Annotated in this window: 20 protein-coding genes; 9 read left to right on the top strand and 11 right to left on the bottom strand. The window is 54.1% G+C overall.

From position 1 onward, the window contains the following. The first annotated feature begins 1 nt into the window (after position 1). Complete coding sequence (locus AB5Y95_RS04460) at positions 2-1,048, top strand: phage portal protein (protein ID WP_368159634.1); 1,047 nt, start codon at positions 2-4, stop codon at positions 1,046-1,048. Between the two features lie 157 nt (positions 1,049-1,205). Here AB5Y95_RS04460 and AB5Y95_RS04455 read toward each other — a convergent pair whose 3' ends face one another. Next, complete coding sequence (locus AB5Y95_RS04455) at positions 1,206-2,420, bottom strand: hypothetical protein (RefSeq protein ID WP_368159631.1); 1,215 nt, start codon at positions 2,418-2,420, stop codon at positions 1,206-1,208. A 476-nt stretch (positions 2,421-2,896) separates the two neighbouring features. Here AB5Y95_RS04455 and AB5Y95_RS04450 point away from each other — a divergent pair, with 476 nt between their 5' ends. Next, positions 2,897-3,151, top strand: a complete 255-nt coding sequence (locus AB5Y95_RS04450) for an ogr/Delta-like zinc finger family protein (protein ID WP_139695941.1) — start codon at positions 2,897-2,899, stop codon at positions 3,149-3,151. Positions 3,152-3,186: 35 nt separating this feature from the next. On the opposite strand, the gene AB5Y95_RS04445 is transcribed toward AB5Y95_RS04450, so the two are convergent. Next, complete coding sequence (locus tag AB5Y95_RS04445; protein WP_368159629.1) at positions 3,187-3,720, bottom strand: hypothetical protein; 534 nt, start codon at positions 3,718-3,720, stop codon at positions 3,187-3,189. A 356-nt stretch (positions 3,721-4,076) separates the two neighbouring features. Here AB5Y95_RS04445 and AB5Y95_RS04440 point away from each other — a divergent pair, with 356 nt between their 5' ends. Next, on the top strand, positions 4,077-4,310 hold the full coding sequence (locus tag AB5Y95_RS04440) for a hypothetical protein (protein WP_368159627.1): 234 nt from the start codon (positions 4,077-4,079) through the stop codon (positions 4,308-4,310). Positions 4,311-4,440: 130 nt separating this feature from the next. Here the strand turns inward: AB5Y95_RS04440 and AB5Y95_RS04435 are convergent, their stop codons facing one another. The 9 genes from AB5Y95_RS04435 to AB5Y95_RS04395 form a co-directional block, all read right to left on the bottom strand. Further along, entirely contained in the window at positions 4,441-7,209 is a 2,769-nt protein-coding gene (locus AB5Y95_RS04435; protein ID WP_368159624.1) for a replication endonuclease, read from the bottom strand. Continuing rightward, complete coding sequence (locus AB5Y95_RS04430; RefSeq protein ID WP_368159622.1) at positions 7,209-7,493, bottom strand: hypothetical protein; 285 nt, start codon at positions 7,491-7,493, stop codon at positions 7,209-7,211. Before AB5Y95_RS04430 ends, AB5Y95_RS04435 begins: the two co-directional genes overlap by 1 nt. After that, positions 7,490-7,939: a hypothetical protein gene (locus tag AB5Y95_RS04425; RefSeq protein ID WP_368159620.1), complete on the bottom strand. Its 450-nt coding sequence runs from the start codon at positions 7,937-7,939 to the stop codon at positions 7,490-7,492. Before AB5Y95_RS04425 ends, AB5Y95_RS04430 begins: the two co-directional genes overlap by 4 nt. Before the next feature lie 267 nt (positions 7,940-8,206). After that, entirely contained in the window at positions 8,207-8,494 is a 288-nt protein-coding gene (locus AB5Y95_RS04420) for a helix-turn-helix domain-containing protein (protein WP_235354733.1), read from the bottom strand. 2 nt (positions 8,495-8,496) lie between these two features. Next, complete coding sequence (locus AB5Y95_RS04415) at positions 8,497-8,682, bottom strand: hypothetical protein (RefSeq protein WP_017412429.1); 186 nt, start codon at positions 8,680-8,682, stop codon at positions 8,497-8,499. Between the two features lie 38 nt (positions 8,683-8,720). After that, positions 8,721-9,146 (bottom strand): hypothetical protein, encoded by a 426-nt coding sequence (locus AB5Y95_RS04410; RefSeq protein WP_368159616.1) that lies wholly within the window; start codon positions 9,144-9,146, stop codon positions 8,721-8,723. 13 nt (positions 9,147-9,159) lie between these two features. Further along, a complete protein-coding gene (locus AB5Y95_RS04405; RefSeq protein WP_368159613.1) occupies positions 9,160-9,642 on the bottom strand; it encodes a phage regulatory CII family protein in 483 nt (160 codons plus the stop codon). A 28-nt stretch (positions 9,643-9,670) separates the two neighbouring features. After that, the gene (locus AB5Y95_RS04400) at positions 9,671-9,958 is read right to left on the bottom strand and encodes a hypothetical protein (protein ID WP_065475621.1); all 288 of its coding nucleotides are present in this window, start codon (positions 9,956-9,958) and stop codon (positions 9,671-9,673) included. A gap of 11 nt (positions 9,959-9,969) precedes the next feature. After that, the gene (locus tag AB5Y95_RS04395; RefSeq protein WP_368159610.1) at positions 9,970-10,155 is read right to left on the bottom strand and encodes a Cro/CI family transcriptional regulator; all 186 of its coding nucleotides are present in this window, start codon (positions 10,153-10,155) and stop codon (positions 9,970-9,972) included. Between the two features lie 117 nt (positions 10,156-10,272). On the opposite strand from AB5Y95_RS04395, the gene AB5Y95_RS04390 reads away from it, so the two are divergent. The 6 genes from AB5Y95_RS04390 to rlmD all read left to right on the top strand — a co-directional run bounded on the left by AB5Y95_RS04390 (position 10,273) and on the right by rlmD (position 17,399). Next, the gene (locus AB5Y95_RS04390) at positions 10,273-10,923 is read left to right on the top strand and encodes a LexA family protein (RefSeq protein WP_368159607.1); all 651 of its coding nucleotides are present in this window, start codon (positions 10,273-10,275) and stop codon (positions 10,921-10,923) included. A gap of 86 nt (positions 10,924-11,009) precedes the next feature. After that, entirely contained in the window at positions 11,010-11,516 is a 507-nt protein-coding gene (locus tag AB5Y95_RS04385; RefSeq protein ID WP_368159604.1) for a hypothetical protein, read from the top strand. After that, the gene (locus tag AB5Y95_RS04380) at positions 11,509-12,594 is read left to right on the top strand and encodes a ComEC/Rec2 family competence protein (protein WP_368159602.1); all 1,086 of its coding nucleotides are present in this window, start codon (positions 11,509-11,511) and stop codon (positions 12,592-12,594) included. The genes AB5Y95_RS04385 and AB5Y95_RS04380 overlap by 8 nt, the downstream gene beginning before the upstream one ends. Before the next feature lie 97 nt (positions 12,595-12,691). Then, entirely contained in the window at positions 12,692-13,744 is a 1,053-nt protein-coding gene (locus AB5Y95_RS04375; RefSeq protein ID WP_368159599.1) for a site-specific integrase, read from the top strand. A gap of 577 nt (positions 13,745-14,321) precedes the next feature. After that, on the top strand, positions 14,322-15,731 hold the full coding sequence (amt, locus tag AB5Y95_RS04370; protein WP_017782602.1) for an ammonium transporter: 1,410 nt from the start codon (positions 14,322-14,324) through the stop codon (positions 15,729-15,731). A gap of 315 nt (positions 15,732-16,046) precedes the next feature. Next, positions 16,047-17,399, top strand: a complete 1,353-nt coding sequence (rlmD, locus tag AB5Y95_RS04365) for a 23S rRNA (uracil(1939)-C(5))-methyltransferase RlmD (protein WP_336289856.1) — start codon at positions 16,047-16,049, stop codon at positions 17,397-17,399. Positions 17,400-17,505: the final 106 nt, after the last annotated feature.

The following is a 17,505-nucleotide window of genomic DNA, read 5'->3' as shown; positions in this document are numbered from 1 at the left end:
CATGAGCCGCAAACAGCGCTTTCATCAGCGGGCCAAGCGGCCCACCCCCGATACAACCGGCAGCCGGCCCTCGGTCAGCTTTTCCATGGCCGAGCCCATCGACCCGACTGCGTGGATGACCGACTACACGGACGTGTTCTACAGCCCCTGGGGCGAGTATTACCTGCCGCCTATCGACCGGCAGGGGCTGGCCAAGGTCGCCCGCGCCAATGCGCACCATGGCGCCATCCTGATGGCGCGGCGCAACATGGTATCGGGCCGGTTTATCAGCAGCGAGGGCGTGCCCCGGGAGGTGATCACCGCCTTTGTGCATAACCTGCTGCAGTTCGGGGACGCGGCCCTGCTGAAATTGCGTAACGGGTTTGGCCAGGTTGTCGGGCTTTACCCTCTGTCGAGCCTCTACCTGCGCCGCTGCCAGGATGGCAATTTCCTGATGCTGCAGCGCGACGGCAGCTACAAGCGCTATCTGGCAGAGGACATCATCTGGCTGGCCCAGTACGACCCGGTGCAGCAGGTGTATGGCCAGCCCGATTACCTGGGGGGCCTGCAGTCGGCCCTGCTCAACCAAGACGCCACCATGTTCCGGCGCAAATACTTCCTCAACGGGGCGCACATGGGGTTCATCTTCTACGCCACCGACCCGAACATGGACGATGACCAGGAAGCGGAAATGAAAGAGATGATCGCAAGCTCCAAGGGGGTCGGGAATTTTCGCTCGATGTTCGTCAACATCCCGGGCGGCAAGCCCGATGGCATCAAGCTGATCCCAGTGGGGGACATCGCGACCAAGGACGAATTTGCGGCCATCAAGGCGATCACCGCCCAGGATGTGCTGACGGCGCACCGGTTCCCGGCTGCCCTTGCCGGCATCATCCCGTCCAATGGTGGTGCGGGTCTCGGCAACCCTGAGCAGTACGACCGGACCTATGCCCGCAACGAAACGCTCCCGATGTGTGAGCTTATCCAGGATACGATCAACAGCGCGGGGCTCCCTAACTTCCTGAAGGTAGATTTTCGAGAGGATACTGGCCTAACAGAGAAAAAATGATGATGGGAGTTTTGTGAGCAAAATAAGGATTAATTCCACCGAAAATGACCTCTGACCTGTTTTAAGGATAATCTGTAAAGGAAAATGTTGTTATAGCGATAGCTTTCTTTTTTAATAATGAATGGGTATCTATTAAGATACCCATTCATAGTGTAAATTAGTTTGCAGATGGGCCAAATGAGCCCGCCTGCGATATTAATGACCCTAGGCCATTAAAGCGTTTATCAAGGTATTTTACCAACAAATCAGTGATGAAATTCTCGCCACTGTTAGCTCCTGAGTCAGGAGATGAACTTATAATACTGGCAAAGTTAATATCCCTATTGTCTTCTTGTGGCACTCCGATTCCCATCATAGAGAGACCAAACAGGTATTCGTCTACAATGACAGAGGTGCGTGATTCATCCTTCAATATATATTCATACATAGGCAGTGGTTGTGCCTGATGGGATAGGTTGTAGACATTGTTTGCATACTCCATAATTCTTCCGACACGTCCTGAATCTGGATTTGTATCTTCAACCTTTATTTCCTGTTGATAAAATGGAACTACATTTCTTTGAAATGCATCTGTCATCATATAGTTGAAGGTGGTAGTAAAATCACCATTGCTCTTATAATCCCAAATATAACTAATTTTTGGTTCGTATAGGTAGTTCTTGAGCGGTTTTGTAACTGGAGGTAAAGGACATGTAGAGCACTGTGCAGAGCTCATGGAATATGTTCTTACCTCTTTGAAGTCTGTTTTTTCTTTATCGGTATAAGTGATAACAAATGCACCGATTGGGCTACCAATAGAGGGGTCATCAAAATTAATCCCATCAAGAGGTTGCTTTGAAGAATTGACGTTTTTTTGCATTGCAAGAAGAAGACTTGTGCCAATCCCGAACTTATTAACTACTGTAGCGCGACCACTTTCATCTCTCTCAGAGACAACAAGGATCCATTTTCCTGCCATTGGGAACGTGGGTGACTTTACTTTTGCATTAAGAGAGTATTTTTCTGCAATCTGATCTTTGGTTCCTGTTACACGATCAAGCCCTTGACTAAATAGAACTATGGCTTTTAGACGTTTTTTCCCATCGGCATCAGTTTCATACTTAAAATAATGGCTACCAACAATGGCATTGTAGATGCTATCTGCATCGTACCCACTATCACCGGTTTTGAATAGCATATTGACCGCAGATAGTTCGTCACCATTGTAGGAAAATTTATATGACAACTCATTTGGAATTACATTTCCAAAGACGTCTCCTCCTTTTGGTTTTACGATAATTTCATCTTGAGTCCAACTAGTTAATGCAGAGGCATTTGCACATGCTGAAGACAAAAATATAGCCAAGGCTACTTTCTTAATAGCAACTTTCATAATGAAATCCCTTTTGGTTTAATCTATTAAGCGGTGATTGAATCCGCAAAAAGATTAAATCATTAAAATTTACGGAGGAGTGTGATACACATCACGCGGCTTCAATTGATAACCTTGAAAATAAATGGTGTGTTAAATGTTAATATTTTTTGCTGTTTTTTTTGGCTGTAGAATAAAAAATAACGGCCGATTTTTATATATATTAAATTACATTTTTTGGCCGTGTTTTTATAATAAAATTTCGTCTCAAATAAGTATGTTTGACATGGTTGTTTTAAAATAACTATCTAGGTAGTACGCTTGTCCCTCTGCTTAAGGCAAAAGGATCCTGATGTAACAGCGAGATGTCACTTCAAAACACGATTTCATAACCTACGGATGAATATGGCGCATCTCAGGAAATCAACCATGTGGTATAAATATATAGCTCGTTGGTATAAAATTATGGTCTCTTATCAATGGAATCAGGGGGAATCGTGCGGGTATTTTGTCGGGAATGTGGGGAGCTGGGGCGCATCACCAAGACGCACCGCCTGAGCCGTGATACCGCCGATCTGTACTGCCAGTGCACGGATGCAGAATGTGGACACAGCTGGGTGTCCCAGATGTCATACAGTCATCCACTGAGCCCATCGGGTCGAACGACCAGCCAATTGGCCTTGAGCCTTATCAACTCGCTTAGTCAAGAGGGGCGACAGGCTCTGCAGCGGGAACTCAACCTGGGACAATGAAAAAGGGGCGCATGATGCGTCCCTTTTTCATTTTTTTAATTATATGACATGTTGCGAGTATCAAAGACAAGTGGGTATGACATGGTAGTGGTACCTTTCGTTTTATAGACTTTTTCATCAAATTGCAGCATGACACCCGTTGTGCGAGTGGATTCTGCATAATCATGTTCATTGGGAACGCCAATGAACTTAGCCCCTTTGTGAGTCACTAAATCTGGGTGGCACTCCGCCAGAGTAGCGGCATCAATCAAGTCAATGTCAGTGATGGTGTATGGCTGTACAACGATCTGTGCATTTGACTTGATGGCACATGCAACATTTTCTGTTGCAGGGAATTCGAGTCGACTGATGGTGACCGGAACAGGGTACGTATTAAAAAACTTTGCGGAGATGACATTGCCATTTCTGGCAGGAATCAACCCGCTACGTTTCTCTTCCCATTTGCTCATATCCAGAGGGGTCGATGCTCCTGGTTTCGCAACAAATGGCTTCACATTCGCATCGCCATGTGGAGTTTGTGAACATGCGCCCAATACAAGGGATGCCATCAGCAAGACAATATTCTTCATAAATCCTCAATCATAGCTGGTGATGCTCGTCCGAGTATTCTTCATTGTATGAGCTTGATAATCAATAACAAATGGCGTGCTCTGCCGCGCTTCGCTTGCCGGCCAGCAAAAAGAGGGCGACAGACTGCGCTAGTCACCTTTCTTTTGCTGGAGCTATCTATGGCCAAACTCCGTGCAGTAATACGGGGGAATTCTTCCACCTTAGCCAAACCCTGGACGGCCCATTGAAAACCCAGCCCGAAGGGCTGTTATCTCTTTCTTGGAGTTACTGCACGTTGACGACAATCGCCTTTGCATCCGCCTTGCAAGCTAGGCAATATCCGATCGGAGCATGGTGCTCATTTGGGAGATTGGCTATGTCAGAAGTGTTCAAGGTTGGTGATGAAGTGTCCTATCGGAATGAAAATAATGTTGCGGTTCCTAAGATGCGAGTTGAGTTCATTAATGGCGATGCTATTACATGTAGCTATCTAGAGCGTAAGCCTAGAGAGCAAACTGGTCATTCAAGTCTTGCCATGATGTCTGGTTTTTCACCGTATTCGCTCAAAACCATCGTGCTGAATGCTGCATCACTGGAAAAGGTGGGTTGATAATGATGCCGATAAAGCTAGTTATCGGCATAAGAACACCAAGGGGCCTATGGCCCCTTTGCCTTACCCCCAAGCCTGACCGCGCATAAATGTGTTTTATGGTAACCAACGACTCTAATATCTTGTTCAATTATGCCAGTAAACAATCGGCAACAAATGCCACTGTGTCACCACCGCCTAGTGTCATGGCATCGGCTTTGACCATCAGGTGGGTGAGCAGCGCCTCGCGATGCTCTGGTCGAGCGTTGGACAAGTGTGTCCTGGTCGTTTGGGCAATGAGGTGGTGCACATCTGGTTTGCGTGCAGGAGAGCGCTGACCATCAGCTGGCAACCCGAAGAACTCGGCATTACTGATTGTCTCCTGGCGGCGCTCAACTGGTGGTTGTGGCCACGTCCGCAGATCGACAGTTTCGCGCAGCCGGTCAAGCTGTGTGTGGGCTGCCTCGGCGTCCCCATCCCCCAGGGCCTCCAGCAACGCCAGGGCATCATCGGCGCTGGCGGCCGTCATGCTGGCCAGCCAGGCCGCTGGGTCTCCCGACTCGGCCAGCAAGCTCCGCACATCCTTGAGTTCCGTCTGGCGTTTTGCCTCCTGGCGTCTGGCTTCGGCTGCAATTTGATACGGTGATGGCTCGTTTGGTGATTCGAACGGGTGCCGTTCGGTCACTTTCAACTCACCATTCCGGATGCAAACAGACCGGTCCCCCGCTCTGACAATCAAGCCGCGTCGGACCATGGCCACCTCTTCATCACCGAGCCCCAAATGGAATAGATTAATGCCGCCCAATGGATCCTCTTTAAATCCTTTGAGATCGTCGCGTACAGTTGTTGCCAGAGCTCCAAGGGGGAAACCCCCTTCGCTTCGCTCGGTACCCACTAACTCGCTGCGCTCGCCCACAGACCAAAACCCGCTGCCCTGGGCCTCGGTGGTACTCTGTGAACCACATTTACGCAGCACCCATTCCCCCACTCGGGTCTGCTGGATGAGGCCGTCAGCGGCCCGCACGCCCACAAGCTTGGTTTGCGGTTCGCCGTACTGATTGGGTTCGGCAAAAGCGGTGCGGTGGATACTCAAGGGGCGTTCATCGCGCCGGCAGCAGGGGCCACCCATGGCTTGGGTGAAGTTCTTCCAGTCCACCGCGTCGGCATAGCGCCGGCACTCTTCCATGATGGGGCTGGCCAGCGGGGCCACGACGATCCCCTTGGCCTCTTGCAGGCGGCCAGGTAGCCGGCGTAGCTCCCGCCAGATCCCGACCGGTGGCCCTTTCAAGGGTTGGAACTGGCGCAGGCCCCAGAGCGAGGCCCAAGCCCGCACCCGACGGGCGCCTTCGGTAGCCGCGGTCTCGGCTTCCAGATCGCCTTCGTCGCCGACCCGGTACCCGTCGATGTTCTTGGCGATGTATTTGACGATGTAGCCGACGGCGCCACCCTTCTCCTTGTCCATTACCTTCCAGTCAAAGCGGGGCGTGATATCGCTATAGGGCTTTTTGCTGTCCGGGTGGCGTTTGCGTTCCAGGTCGCCTTTGTCATGGCTCAGGGCATAGCGCTGCAGGATGCCGATCAGCCTGTGCTGGTGCTCGGGTTTGACCCAGATCAGCAGGTGCCAATGGGGTGTGCCGTCGTGGTGGGGTTCGACCACCCGAAAGCCGAAATAGTCGATAGGGTCGGCCACTAGGAACTCCCCCCGCTTGGCCAGGTTGCGATCGAGGGCAGAACGGCAGCGCTTCCACAGCTCGCTGATGTAGTGTTGCGAGTCGCGAGGGGATGAGCCGTCGTGCTTGGGGTTCTCTTCAGTGCTGTCTGGTCCGCCGGCTTGAGAGGCTCTTACCGTTTTCCAGGGGTGGAAGCGGCTCGGGGCCGTCCAGGTGAAGAACAGGCCCACGTAACCCATTTCATCTGCCACGTCAGAGAAGCCGCGTGCCCGAACAATCAACTCATGGCGGCGGTTCTCCGGGTTGGCGATGGAGGCTTTTACCGCATCTTCCAAGCTGATGGTGATGTCGTCCTGGGCGTTATAGGCTTCCATGTCCTTGAGCCAGGCCGCCGCCATCCGCTGGCGTTCGATAAAGGCCTGCAGGCCCTGGCTGGACACGTAGGCGGATACCCCTTTACGCACCTTGCCGAGCAGGATGGCGCAATGTTCGTTGTATTGATCCCAGATCTTGCGCATACGCCTGGCCCACCATTTGGGGTCGAGCCAGCGGATAAGGTGGTGTGCGATGAAGTCGTCGCGGCTTGCGGCCGTTCTGAACCTGGGCAGGCGGGGCAGCATGCCCCAGGCGGCCAGCGGTTGGCGGCAGGCCTTCCACAAACGGATCGCCGGCACCTGCTCTGCGCCGAAATCGGTGATGGCATTAAACAGCCTGGTTACCCGTTCGGCGTAGTTGACGGCTAGGCGCTCGCGGCTCTCTTTGGTGCGCAGCGCTTCGAGTGGTTCGGGGATCACGTTCTGCACCTGGCGCAGGGTCGTGATGCGGCTTGATAGCCAGCGGTTGGCGTCGTAGCAGATCGCCACGCCTTTGAGCACGTCCGGGGCGCGACGGGCGCAGTAGCCCACGAACAACTCGGCGATCAGATCACCGGGCAGCTGCACCCCTGACCCGCCGTTTTCACGCGGGATCGGCCGCTCCAGCAGGTCAAGCGCCCAGTCCAGGGCATAGGCGCCAGGGATGCCGAAAAAATAGCTCTTGATGGCCTCGACCCGGGTATTGATATCGCCGCCGGCGAGCTCCCTGCGCCGAGCGGCAGGGAGGCGGGATGCGTCGAGTGGGCAGAGCCAGACACGACGACAAGCCATAATGCGGCGCGCCATGGCTTTGGTGGATGCTACCAATTTCCAGGCAGCAGGCTGCCTGGGGGAGATGGGTTTGGCGTCGAACAGATCGGCGTGGTAGTCCCGCATTAGAAGGGCAGGGGCTCGTCACAGCGCAGGTGGGCAAGATACCGCTCTTGGTGAGCGACTGTGTCTAACGCTTCGATACGGGCGCGGCGCTCCTCTCTGCACTCGAACAGCAGGCGGCACAGGGCGTATTTGGGCGCTGGCAGGCGGGCCTCTCGTAAGGTGAGGAGCTGGCGTTGGTACTGACGAAGGGTTGCTAGCTTGACCTTGGCGATGGCGGACAAGGTGGCAATGTCGGCCTCTACTTCCGCTTGCAGAGCTGAAAAATCCGGAGTGTGCTCGGTCATCGGATCACCTCGCCCAGTCCATGCAGGGGGGCGCACTCTTTCCACCAGTCACCGATTTCGGTGGCAAGCGGAGTTTCCCCCTGGCCGAGTGCCAACCAGTAGATGGAGCGGATCGCCCCAAGGGCGAGCACCTCAGCCGCATCAGTCCCAGAGGTGGCGTTAGAGGCGCCGATGTAGTCGGCTCGGTAGCTCTGCCAGTGGAGCCACAGCCCGCTTTTCGGCTGGTCCGGCTCACCGGTTTCTGTGTATTCATCATCGCTGCTGTCATCATCCAGCAGCGCGTCTGGGCTGCTTGTGGCCACAAGCTGGATCTGAATGTGCTGCGGGCCAGACCATACGCTGCCCAGGCACACCCGATTGTCATCAGCCCGGGCGGAGAACATGTCGGCCAGCAACCCCTCGATGAGCTTGGGGGCCTGGCTGGCTATCTTGATTGCGTCACTCATAGCTACTTCCTCAACGCTTTCTTACGGTCAGTTTGTTGTACCGTTCGTGGGTCATCAGCTGATAACCGCTGGCCCCACAGGGCCGAAACAGGCGGTATCGGTAGCCCACTGCAATGACATCCCCACACCCGGATTGCAGCCGGCGAGGGCGTTGACAGGCCAGCACTACTGCCGCTTTTGCCTGTATCTGGGCCGGTATCCGGCCAATGCTCTTGAATCCTTCCATGTGCATTGCTCCAGGGGCTGCCGAAGCAGCCCCTTGTTGGATTAGTTGGGATGGGCAGGGCGGACTTGCTCGGGGATGATCAGAGAGCCTTTCATCAGCCATACGGCGTAATCAGACAGGCCAGGGGTATTGATGATGCGCAGCAGCAGGCCGCCGCCAATCTCGCGATAGCCCAGCTCGTAGTTCTTGAGGGTGGTGGGCGGGATATCTAACTGCGCTGCAAACTTGGGACGACTCATTCCCAGAAATTCGCGCAGTTGGCGCAGGCGTTGGCGGGTACTGGCATTGAGGGCAGTCATGGACGGCATTTCAGAGTTGTGCAGGGTCATGGTTAGGCTCCTTGATGGGCATTAAGGCGATTGATGTGACCAAACAGAGAAGCCCAGACCAGGGCGTTGGCGCGCTGGCTCAGGATCGTCAGGTCGTTTTCCGAGTAGCGGGCGGCATATGGGCCAGCAATACGGCTGTTCTGGATCTTGCGGTTGCGCAGCGCGCAGGGGATTGCTAAAGTTGCCATGTCAACTTTCCTTGATAAGTGGTTGATAGAGAGCCCCGTTAGGTGTTTGCGGCACCAGTGATCGGGGTTTTTTCTTGCCCGCAATTTGCGGTTTGTGAGTTGTTGACCAGTGTCATCAACAAGCCCTTGCTCTTCGCCAGCCGGTCGGCTGGTCCTGTTACCTCTGGTTTTTCTTCTGGTGGTGCTATCAAACCGGTGCGCCATTCTTCGAGGCTGACCGCGCCGTGAAACAGGTGCTGGTACCCAAGGCGGCGCATGGCCAGACAAAGGGCCTCGCGGTCGCGTTCCCCGAGTGGGAATTCAGGTCTTGCCAGCGAACTGGGTAACTCGGCTTCATTGCAGATGGCTCGACGTTGCGGCTGATTGAGCTCGCCCCAATACTTCGCAACCCTGCAATTGGCGTGGTAAAGCGCTTCACGCATTTCTGCCAGCGCCTTCTCGGCTGCACTTGCTCGTAAATTCATCTTTTCCTCCTCCTCACATCGCCAGTGCCGCAAGGGGCGACACCACCTGAAATCGCTGTTCGACGTCATTGATCAGCAGCGCCACTGAGCCCATCGCGGCGGCGGCAATGCTCATGAAAGAACGGTGCTCGTTACTGGTGATGCGACCGCGTTCCGTGAGCTCCAGGGTGCGCTGGCCGATGCTCGCTATTTGCGAGTTGAGCTGGATCACCTGGTGGGTCAGGGATGGCGCCCGCTCGGCATCGGGAATGGCGACAGCCGTCAGGCCACACTCAAACAGCAGGGCATCGAGCAGCGTTTCGTCTTTGGTCACCTGGTAGAGCGCGATCAAGTCGTCACCCGACAGCTTGTGTTTCTGCTGCTGGTTGAACTTGTTGCGCAGCACATGGGCCGACATACCCACGCTGGCAGCCAGCTTTTCTACATTGCGATCCTTCACGAAACCGGCGCAGACACTGCGGTAGTGGGGGTGTAGGTTTCTGGTGGTATTCGACACTCTGATTTCCCTCCAAAGGTCGTTATGGTTAAGCCGCCAGCCTGAACTGGACCGTGGGGAAAGCACTGGCCATCTGCTTGGCGATAAAAACATGCACTTTCACCATGACCAGCTCGTTGCTTCGTGTCTTTTCCAATACATCTAGCCGGCCGGTTTTGACCCAGTGGCGGGCGGTATCGACAGAGACGCCAACCCACTCGGCGAACTTGGCGATGGGCATCAGCGGCGGAGTATCAGGGGAGATCACGAGATTGATCGCGCTGACGGTCGCCGGCGGAGCATGCGAAACGGCTGGGTTGATATGACGTGGTGGCATAGGAGCAACCCTTACTGCGTAGGGCGAGATTGAGTGGGGTCAGCCTTCAGCTGGCCGCCAGTCAGTGACTCGAGCTTGTAAGCACTGCTTTCTGGAATGGTTTCATCCCATTGGGAAACTGCCGATCTCGTAATCCCAAGCGCATTTGCTGCTTTGCTCACACCACCGAAATACTCAAGGACATCACTTTTTTTCACAAAACCTCCATTGTCAGAACGCTTAACTTTGTCAAAAACGCTTACCTTTCCGAATGGTAAGACCGCTTAACACGAGAGGCAAGCACTTTTGACATCGTTTTGTTTAGAGTGCTAAACATGAAAAGTGAACGCATCAAAGAACTAAGGAAGAAACAAGGACTTACCCAGCAAAAGCTGGGTGAACTTGTTGGGGCTAGCCGGGCATCGGTATCGCAATGGGAAAGTGGTGAACATTCGCCTAGCGGGGATTATCTGATTGCACTAGCGAAAGTATTTGGGGTGTCCCCTCACTGGCTTTCTACGGGCAAGGGGTCGCCTGAGTTGTCGAATGTTGAGCCAGCCGTGATCCCGCAGGGGAACCGGGTGCCGATTCTGAGTTATGTTCAGGCGGGCCACTGGCGTGGGATGTGCGAACAGGCCACGAGCTTTGATGGCAATGTTGAGTATGTGGCTGCCAGCGTCGATATCGGCCCTTGTGGGTTTGGCCTTTGGTTACGTGGCAACTCCATGACTCCGTTTTTCAATGAAGGGGACCTAGTGATCGTGGACCCTGACGAACAACCGCGCCCTGGTGACTATGTGGTTGCCAAGAACGGCGGCGAAGAGGCCACCTTTAAGAAATACCGCCCCCGTGGTATCGATGAGAACGGACAAGAAGTTTTTGAGTTAGTCCCCCTTAACGATGATTACCCCACCATGCACTCCGATCGGCAGCACATCGAGATCATCGGCGTGATGGTTGAGCATCGAACTTTCAGAAAACGATAGTAAACAAAATGGCAGCGATATTGGTTTGAGTTTTTGTAAGCTACATACCGATTTCGGTACGACTAAAGCCATATGAGGAGTTATATATGACGGACTTTCTAAACAAGCTATCTACATACAACATATTTAACTATCTTTTGCCAGGCGTTGTTTTTGTAGTTTTAAATGAATTTGTTACTAATATTTCATTGCTTCAGAAAGACATTGTCACCGGGGTGTTTTTCTATTATTTTCTGGGGCTTATTATTAGCAGGATAGGTTCTATTATTATTGAGCCATTTTTGAAAAAAGTCGGATTTGTAAAGTTTGCTGAATACAGTGATTATGTTAGCGCTGAGAGAAATAATGACTTTATTAAAGTACTGTCAGAAGTCAATAATATGTACAGAACCTTAGCATCTACATTGTTTTGTCTTTTTGTTTTTAAATTGTATGATTTAATATGTAAGAAAGTATCGTTTTTCCACGAGAATGGAATCTATATAATAGTAATTTTTCTTTTTGTGTTGTTCTTGTTTGCGTATAGAAAACAGACGTCATATATAACCAGCCGAGTGGCTAAACATAAAGAGGAGCAAGGGAAAAATGTCTAATTCATTTGTTATCGATTTTTTACAGGTTGGCTCATCCAAGAGTGGTGATGCGATTACAATAAAGACTGTGGTCGATGGTGTGTCAGAAGTTCATATTGTCGATGGTGGATATCAATTTACTGGTGAAAAAATATGTGAACATATAGAAGAACATTATGGCGTGACCCATCGTATTAATCGAGTCATTGTTACGCATAATGATGGAGATCATGCTGGAGGGCTCAGGACCATCCTTGAGAAATATAAGGTGGATGAGCTTTGGATGCTGAGACCATGGGAATATGCTGATGAGTTGATCGAAAGATTTAAGCGATGGACAAATGTTGATAATTTAAAGAAGCATCTTCAAGAACTATATTCAAATCTGTATGCATTAGAACAAATTGCTTTAGAGAAAGGCATCCCAATAAAAGAGCCATTCCAAGGGAAGCAGATTGGTAACTTCAGAGTGCTTTGGCCATCTAGAGACAGTTATATTAATCTTGTTGCAGATTCTGATAAAACCCCAGATACATACTCTGAAAGTGCCATCGCAGGCACTGAAAGTGTTTTCGGTTCCTTTAAAAAGGCGGTTAGTAGATTAATTGCTGCTTTATGGGGAGAAGAGAGTTTTCCTGCGTCGGACACCAGCGAAGAAAATAATATGAGCATTATCCAATATGCTTCTATTGATGGAAGAAATATTCTTCTTACTGGTGACGCTGGTCGTTTAGCCTTAAATGGTGCAGCTCAATACGCCATTTCAATTTATGGAAAAGTTCCGCAGATTACAGATTTTCAAGTACCTCATCATGGTTCGCGTCATAATGTAGACACAGAGGTACTCGATGTTTGGCTAGGACAAAAATTAGATCGACCATATGCCGCTGGAGAGTACAAATTTCGTTCTGCAATAAGCGCCTCTAAAGAGGACGAGGATCATCCAAAGAAAGTTGTAGTTAGGGCTATAAAACATCGTGGTGGTAAGGTCTCCACTACTGAGAATGGTCCTTATGCATTTACTTATAATATGGAAGAAAGAAAGGGATGGGGGCCTGCTTCTGACCTTCCATATCCGGAGGAGCAAGAAGCTGTCTAATAATGTCTAGGGTGGAGGCGCAATATAGCGGCCTCCATATTTTAAATAGCCCATCGATGTATATATCTATCATACATAAAGTATAAACGATTATATAATGAGCGTACGTAAGATCGATGATGGTAAGTCAAAGCTCTGGCTGGCTGAAGTTTATCCTCTGGGCCGTGATGGCCCCCGTAAACGCAAGCGCTTCGCCACCAAGGGCGAAGCCTTGGCATGGGAAAAACACATGCTGGTCCAGCCCTGGCAACAGCCAGATGCGGATGGTGTAAATGAGCGGCGGCTGAGTGACTTGGTGGCGCTTTGGTATGGTCGCCACGGCCAAACCCTGGCCGATGGTGAGCGACGCCGTGACAAGCTGAACTGGTTAGCTGATGCACTGGGCAACCCGCGAGCGGCAGAGTTCACGGCCCAGCAATTTGCGGCTTACCGCGAGCGGCGACTGGCCGGTGAACTTTATGTGCCTGGTCAGCGCAAGCAGGTATCACCGACGACTATCAACCGCGAACTGCTTTACCTGCAGGCTGTGTTCAATGAACTCGGCCGCTTGGGTGAGTGGGCTCATGGCAATCCGCTAGAGGTGCTACGTCAGTACAAGGTACAAGAGTCCGAGTTGGCATTCCTGAATCAGGACGAGATTGAACGGTTGCTGGCTGCCTGTGCGGGACTGAAAGACTTGTGGCTGATCGTGATGCTCTGCCTCTCGACTGGTGCCCGCTGGTCAGAGATCGAGAAACTGACCCGCTCACAGGTTGGCATCGGCCGGCTTACCTTCACTCGTACCAAGGGTAAGAAGAATCGCACCGTACCGGTGGCGGGTTGGCTGTTGGCATTGCTGCCCAAGCGCACCGGCAGGTTGTTCGGCGACTGTTATGCCGAGTTCGAGAAAGCGATACGGCGCGCCGAGATTGAATTGCCTGCCGGTCAGAGCACCCACGTTTTGCGCCATACCTTTGCCAGCCACTTTATGATGGGAGGTGGCAATATCCTAGTGTTGCAACGGATCCTCGGTCACACCGACATCAAGATGACCATGCGCTATGCCCATTTTGCCCCGGACCACCTTGAAGACGCCGTCAAACTCAACCCGATCACCGCGTTGAAAGATGGCGGCAAAATGGCGGCAGCGCTCACCAGCGACACCCAATGAGCCTCAGTCATCCACAAGCAACCCCCTGAAAGTAATGCAAATTATTGATTCTAAATAGCTTGCGATGGTTTCAAAATCCGCCGGTGAATAACCGTGTCGGTTCGAGTCCGACCCCGGGCACCATCAAATTCATGACAAAAGGCCATCAGCAATGATGGCCTTTTGTTTTTCCGCCTTTCCCCTTCCTTGTCACGCTTCTGTTCTCCGGCTGATATCGGCAAGCCGGGTACACTTCTGTGGTCATGCCATGTCCCGCCTTGCTCCATTTCGGTGCGGCTTGCTCTGCCTGCACAGCAGAAGTGCGCATTCGCTCATGTTAGCGCGTCCCATGCGCCAATCTGGTGCGCCTCCTCTCTGTCATAAGAATAACATTATGATTTTAAATAACTTATTAAGTTGGCCCGCTTTGTGCTTTTAAGCAGTTATGTCGCCATGATGCCGCTCCGTAGAGGGAATCTGACCGGGAGCGGTAACCAGTGTGTACCGAATGGAAATGTACGTGAATCATCGGTGTCGATGTTCATATCAGGAAATGGACCCGGTCTGGAGCCGGGACGACAGGGAAGGAGATGGCTGTATGCTCAAGAGACTCGTGATGACTGGCCTGTTGGCGCTGATTGCCCTGCTGGCCGCCCCCAGCTGGGCTGAAGAGGTGGTGACTGCACCTGCGGTGGTGACCATCAACAAGGGGGACAATACCTGGATGCTGCTGTCGGCAGCCCTGGTGATCCTGATGTCCATTCCAGGCCTGGCCCTGTTTTATGGCGGCCTGGTGCGCACCAAGAACATGCTGAGCGTGCTGATGCAGGTATTCACCCTGTTCTCGCTCATCTGCGTGCTGTGGGTGATCTACGGTTATTCGCTGGCCTTTACCGAAGGCAACAGCGTCTATGGCTCCTTCAGCAAGGCGCTGCTCAAGGGGGTGACCCCCGACTCCATCGCCGCCACCTTCAGCAAGGGGGTGGGGATCAGCGAGTTCATCTATGTGGTGTTTCAGGGGGCCTTTGCCGCCATCACCTGCGGCCTGATCGTGGGGGCCTTTGCCGAGCGCATCAAGTTTGCCGCCGTGCTGCTGTTCTCGGTGATCTGGTTCACCTTCGCCTATATCCCGCTGGCCCACATGGTGTGGTACTGGGCGGGTCCGGATGCCTATACCACGGCCGATGCCGCGGCAGCGGCCACAGCGACGGCCGGTTATCTGTTCCAGCACGGCGCGCTGGATTTTGCCGGCGGCACAGTGGTGCACATCAATGCGGCGGTGGCCGGTCTGGTCGGCGCCTATCTGGTGGGCAAGCGTCTGGGCTATGGTCGTGACCCCATGACCCCGCACAGCCTCACCATGACCATGATCGGGGCCTCTCTGCTCTGGTTCGGCTGGTTCGGTTTCAACGCCGGCTCCGCGCTGGAAGCCAACGGCACGGCGGCACTGGCCTTCATCAATACCTGGGTGGCCCCGGCGGCGGCGGCCCTCTCCTGGACCTTGGCCGAGTGGGTGATGAAGGGCCGTCCTTCGCTGCTGGGCGCGGCTTCCGGCGCTGTCTCCGGGCTGGTGGTGATCACCCCGGCGGCCGGTTTCGTCGGTGTCGGTGGTGGCCTGGTAATGGGCCTCATCAGCGGTGTCGCCGGGTTGTGGGGGGTTCACGGTCTCAAGCGGCTGCTGGGTGCCGATGACAGTCTGGACGTGTTCGGTGTGCACGGGGTGTGCGGCATTCTCGGTGCCCTGCTGACCGGGGTGTTCGCCAGCCCGGATCTGGGCGGCACCGGGGTGTGGGACTATGTCACCAACCAGGTGGCAGAGGGTTACTCCATCCTGGATCAGGTCAAGATCCAGGCCATCGGGGTGGGGGTGACCATCCTCTGGTCCGGCATCATCTCGGTGGTGGCCTACAAGCTGGTGGATATGCTGATCGGCCTGCGGGTGAAAGAAGACGCGGAGCGGGAAGGGCTGGACGTCACCACCCACGGCGAGAAGGCCTACAGCCTGTAATCCGCCATCTGATATTGCCGCCGGCCATGCCGGCGGTTCTTTTATGTCCGTTTGCCGAAGGCAAACTCTGATGCCCGAGCCTGTGGTGGTGCGGCTCGCCTCTGACGCCATCACCCCCGATAGAGCACATCCCCGAGATCGCCGCCGGCGATAGCATTTTTCGGCAGACAAAGCGGGCAGCTGCAATGTCCTCTGTCTTGTTGCTGTTTTATGCCTGCAATTTGGACGGATCTCCGCTAAACTCTGCCACCTTTTCTTGATGGGTCGGCCGGGTCGGCTCATCACCCTCTTATATATGTACTTTTGGAGCCGCTCATGCCGCTAGTGGGACATCAACACCAGATCGAGATCCTGGAACTGACCGACAAAGGAGATGGCAAAGGACGCCTGTTCGACCGCCCCCTGTTTGTCGAAGGTCTGCTGCCGGGTGAGCAGGCGTTGGTCGAACTGACCGAGGTGAAGCCCAACTACCTGCACGGCAAGGTGGCCGAGCTGCTCCAGCCCTCCGCCGACCGGGTTGCCGACTTCTGCCCCAACACAGAATGCGGCGGTTGCCAGGTGCGCCCGCTGGCCTATCCGGCCCAGCTCAAGCTCAAGCAGAGCCTGGTGCAGAGCGCCCTGGAGCAGGTCGGGCTGGGGGAGGCCGTGGTCAATCCCATCCTCGGCATGGAGACGCCGTTCGCCTATCGCAACAAGGCGCAGTACGCGGTGCGTGGCTGCGAGGCCGGCGCCGAGATCGGCTTCTACCGCAAGCACTCCCACGATCTCATCACCGCCGATGACTGCGCGGTGCAAGATTCTCTGCACGTGGAGCTGAACGCCCGGGTGCGCAACTGGATGCGCGCGCATGACATCGCGGCTTATGACGAAGTGGCCCACACCGGCTGCGTGCGCAACCTGATGACCCGCAAGGGCTTCAAGAGCGGCGAGCTGATGGTAGTGCTGGTGACTCTGGGTGAGGAGCTGCCGTTCGAAGCCGAGCTGCTGGCCGCCCTGCAGGATCTGCCGGTCACGACTCTGGTACAGAATATCAACGAGGCGCGCACCAACCGCATTCTGGGGGACCACAACCGGGTGCTGCTGGGCAGCGGGGTGATCCGCGACAAGATCCACGAGCTCGAATTCGAGATCTCGCCACTCTCCTTCTTCCAGAACAACCCGAGCCAGACCGATGTGCTCTACTCCAAGGCACTGGAGTATTGCGAGCTGACCGGCAACGAGACGGTGTTCGACATCTATTGCGGTATTGGCACCATCTCCCTGTTCCTGGCGGGCAAGGCCGCCAAGGTGGTGGGGATCGAGTCGGTGGAGAGCGCCATCAGCGACGCCCGCCGCAATGCGGCCCTCAACGGCATCGAGCAGACCGAGTTCCACGTCGGCAAGGCGGAGCAGCTGATGCCTGCCCTGCACGCCGAAGGGGTGAGTGCCGATGTGGTGGTGATGGATCCGCCGCGCAAGGGCTGTGACAAGGCCGTATTGCAGACCCTGGTGGCCATGGCGCCGCGCCGGCTGGTCTATGTCTCCTGCAACCCGCAGACCCTGGCCCGGGATCTCGCCTGGCTGGTCAAGCAGGGCTTCGTGCTGGACGAGGTGCAGCCGGTGGACATGTTCCCGCACTCGATGCACGTAGAGGCTGTCGCCCGCCTGAGCTTGCCTGCCAAGGCCTGATCGTCGCTGGTCCCCACTCGCGCCATGGACGTCGAAGCGGTTGCTCGGCTAAGCCTGCCCACCCAGGCGTGAATTGAATTAGCCAGATGGCTCTGATAAAAACGAC

It is taken from the genome of Aeromonas sp. R5-3, assembly GCF_040908225.1.
In the GTDB taxonomy this organism is placed as follows: domain Bacteria; phylum Pseudomonadota; class Gammaproteobacteria; order Enterobacterales; family Aeromonadaceae; genus Aeromonas; species Aeromonas dhakensis.
The sequence above is the reverse complement of the archived record's forward strand: the minus strand, read 5'-3'. Positions and strand labels throughout refer to the sequence as shown.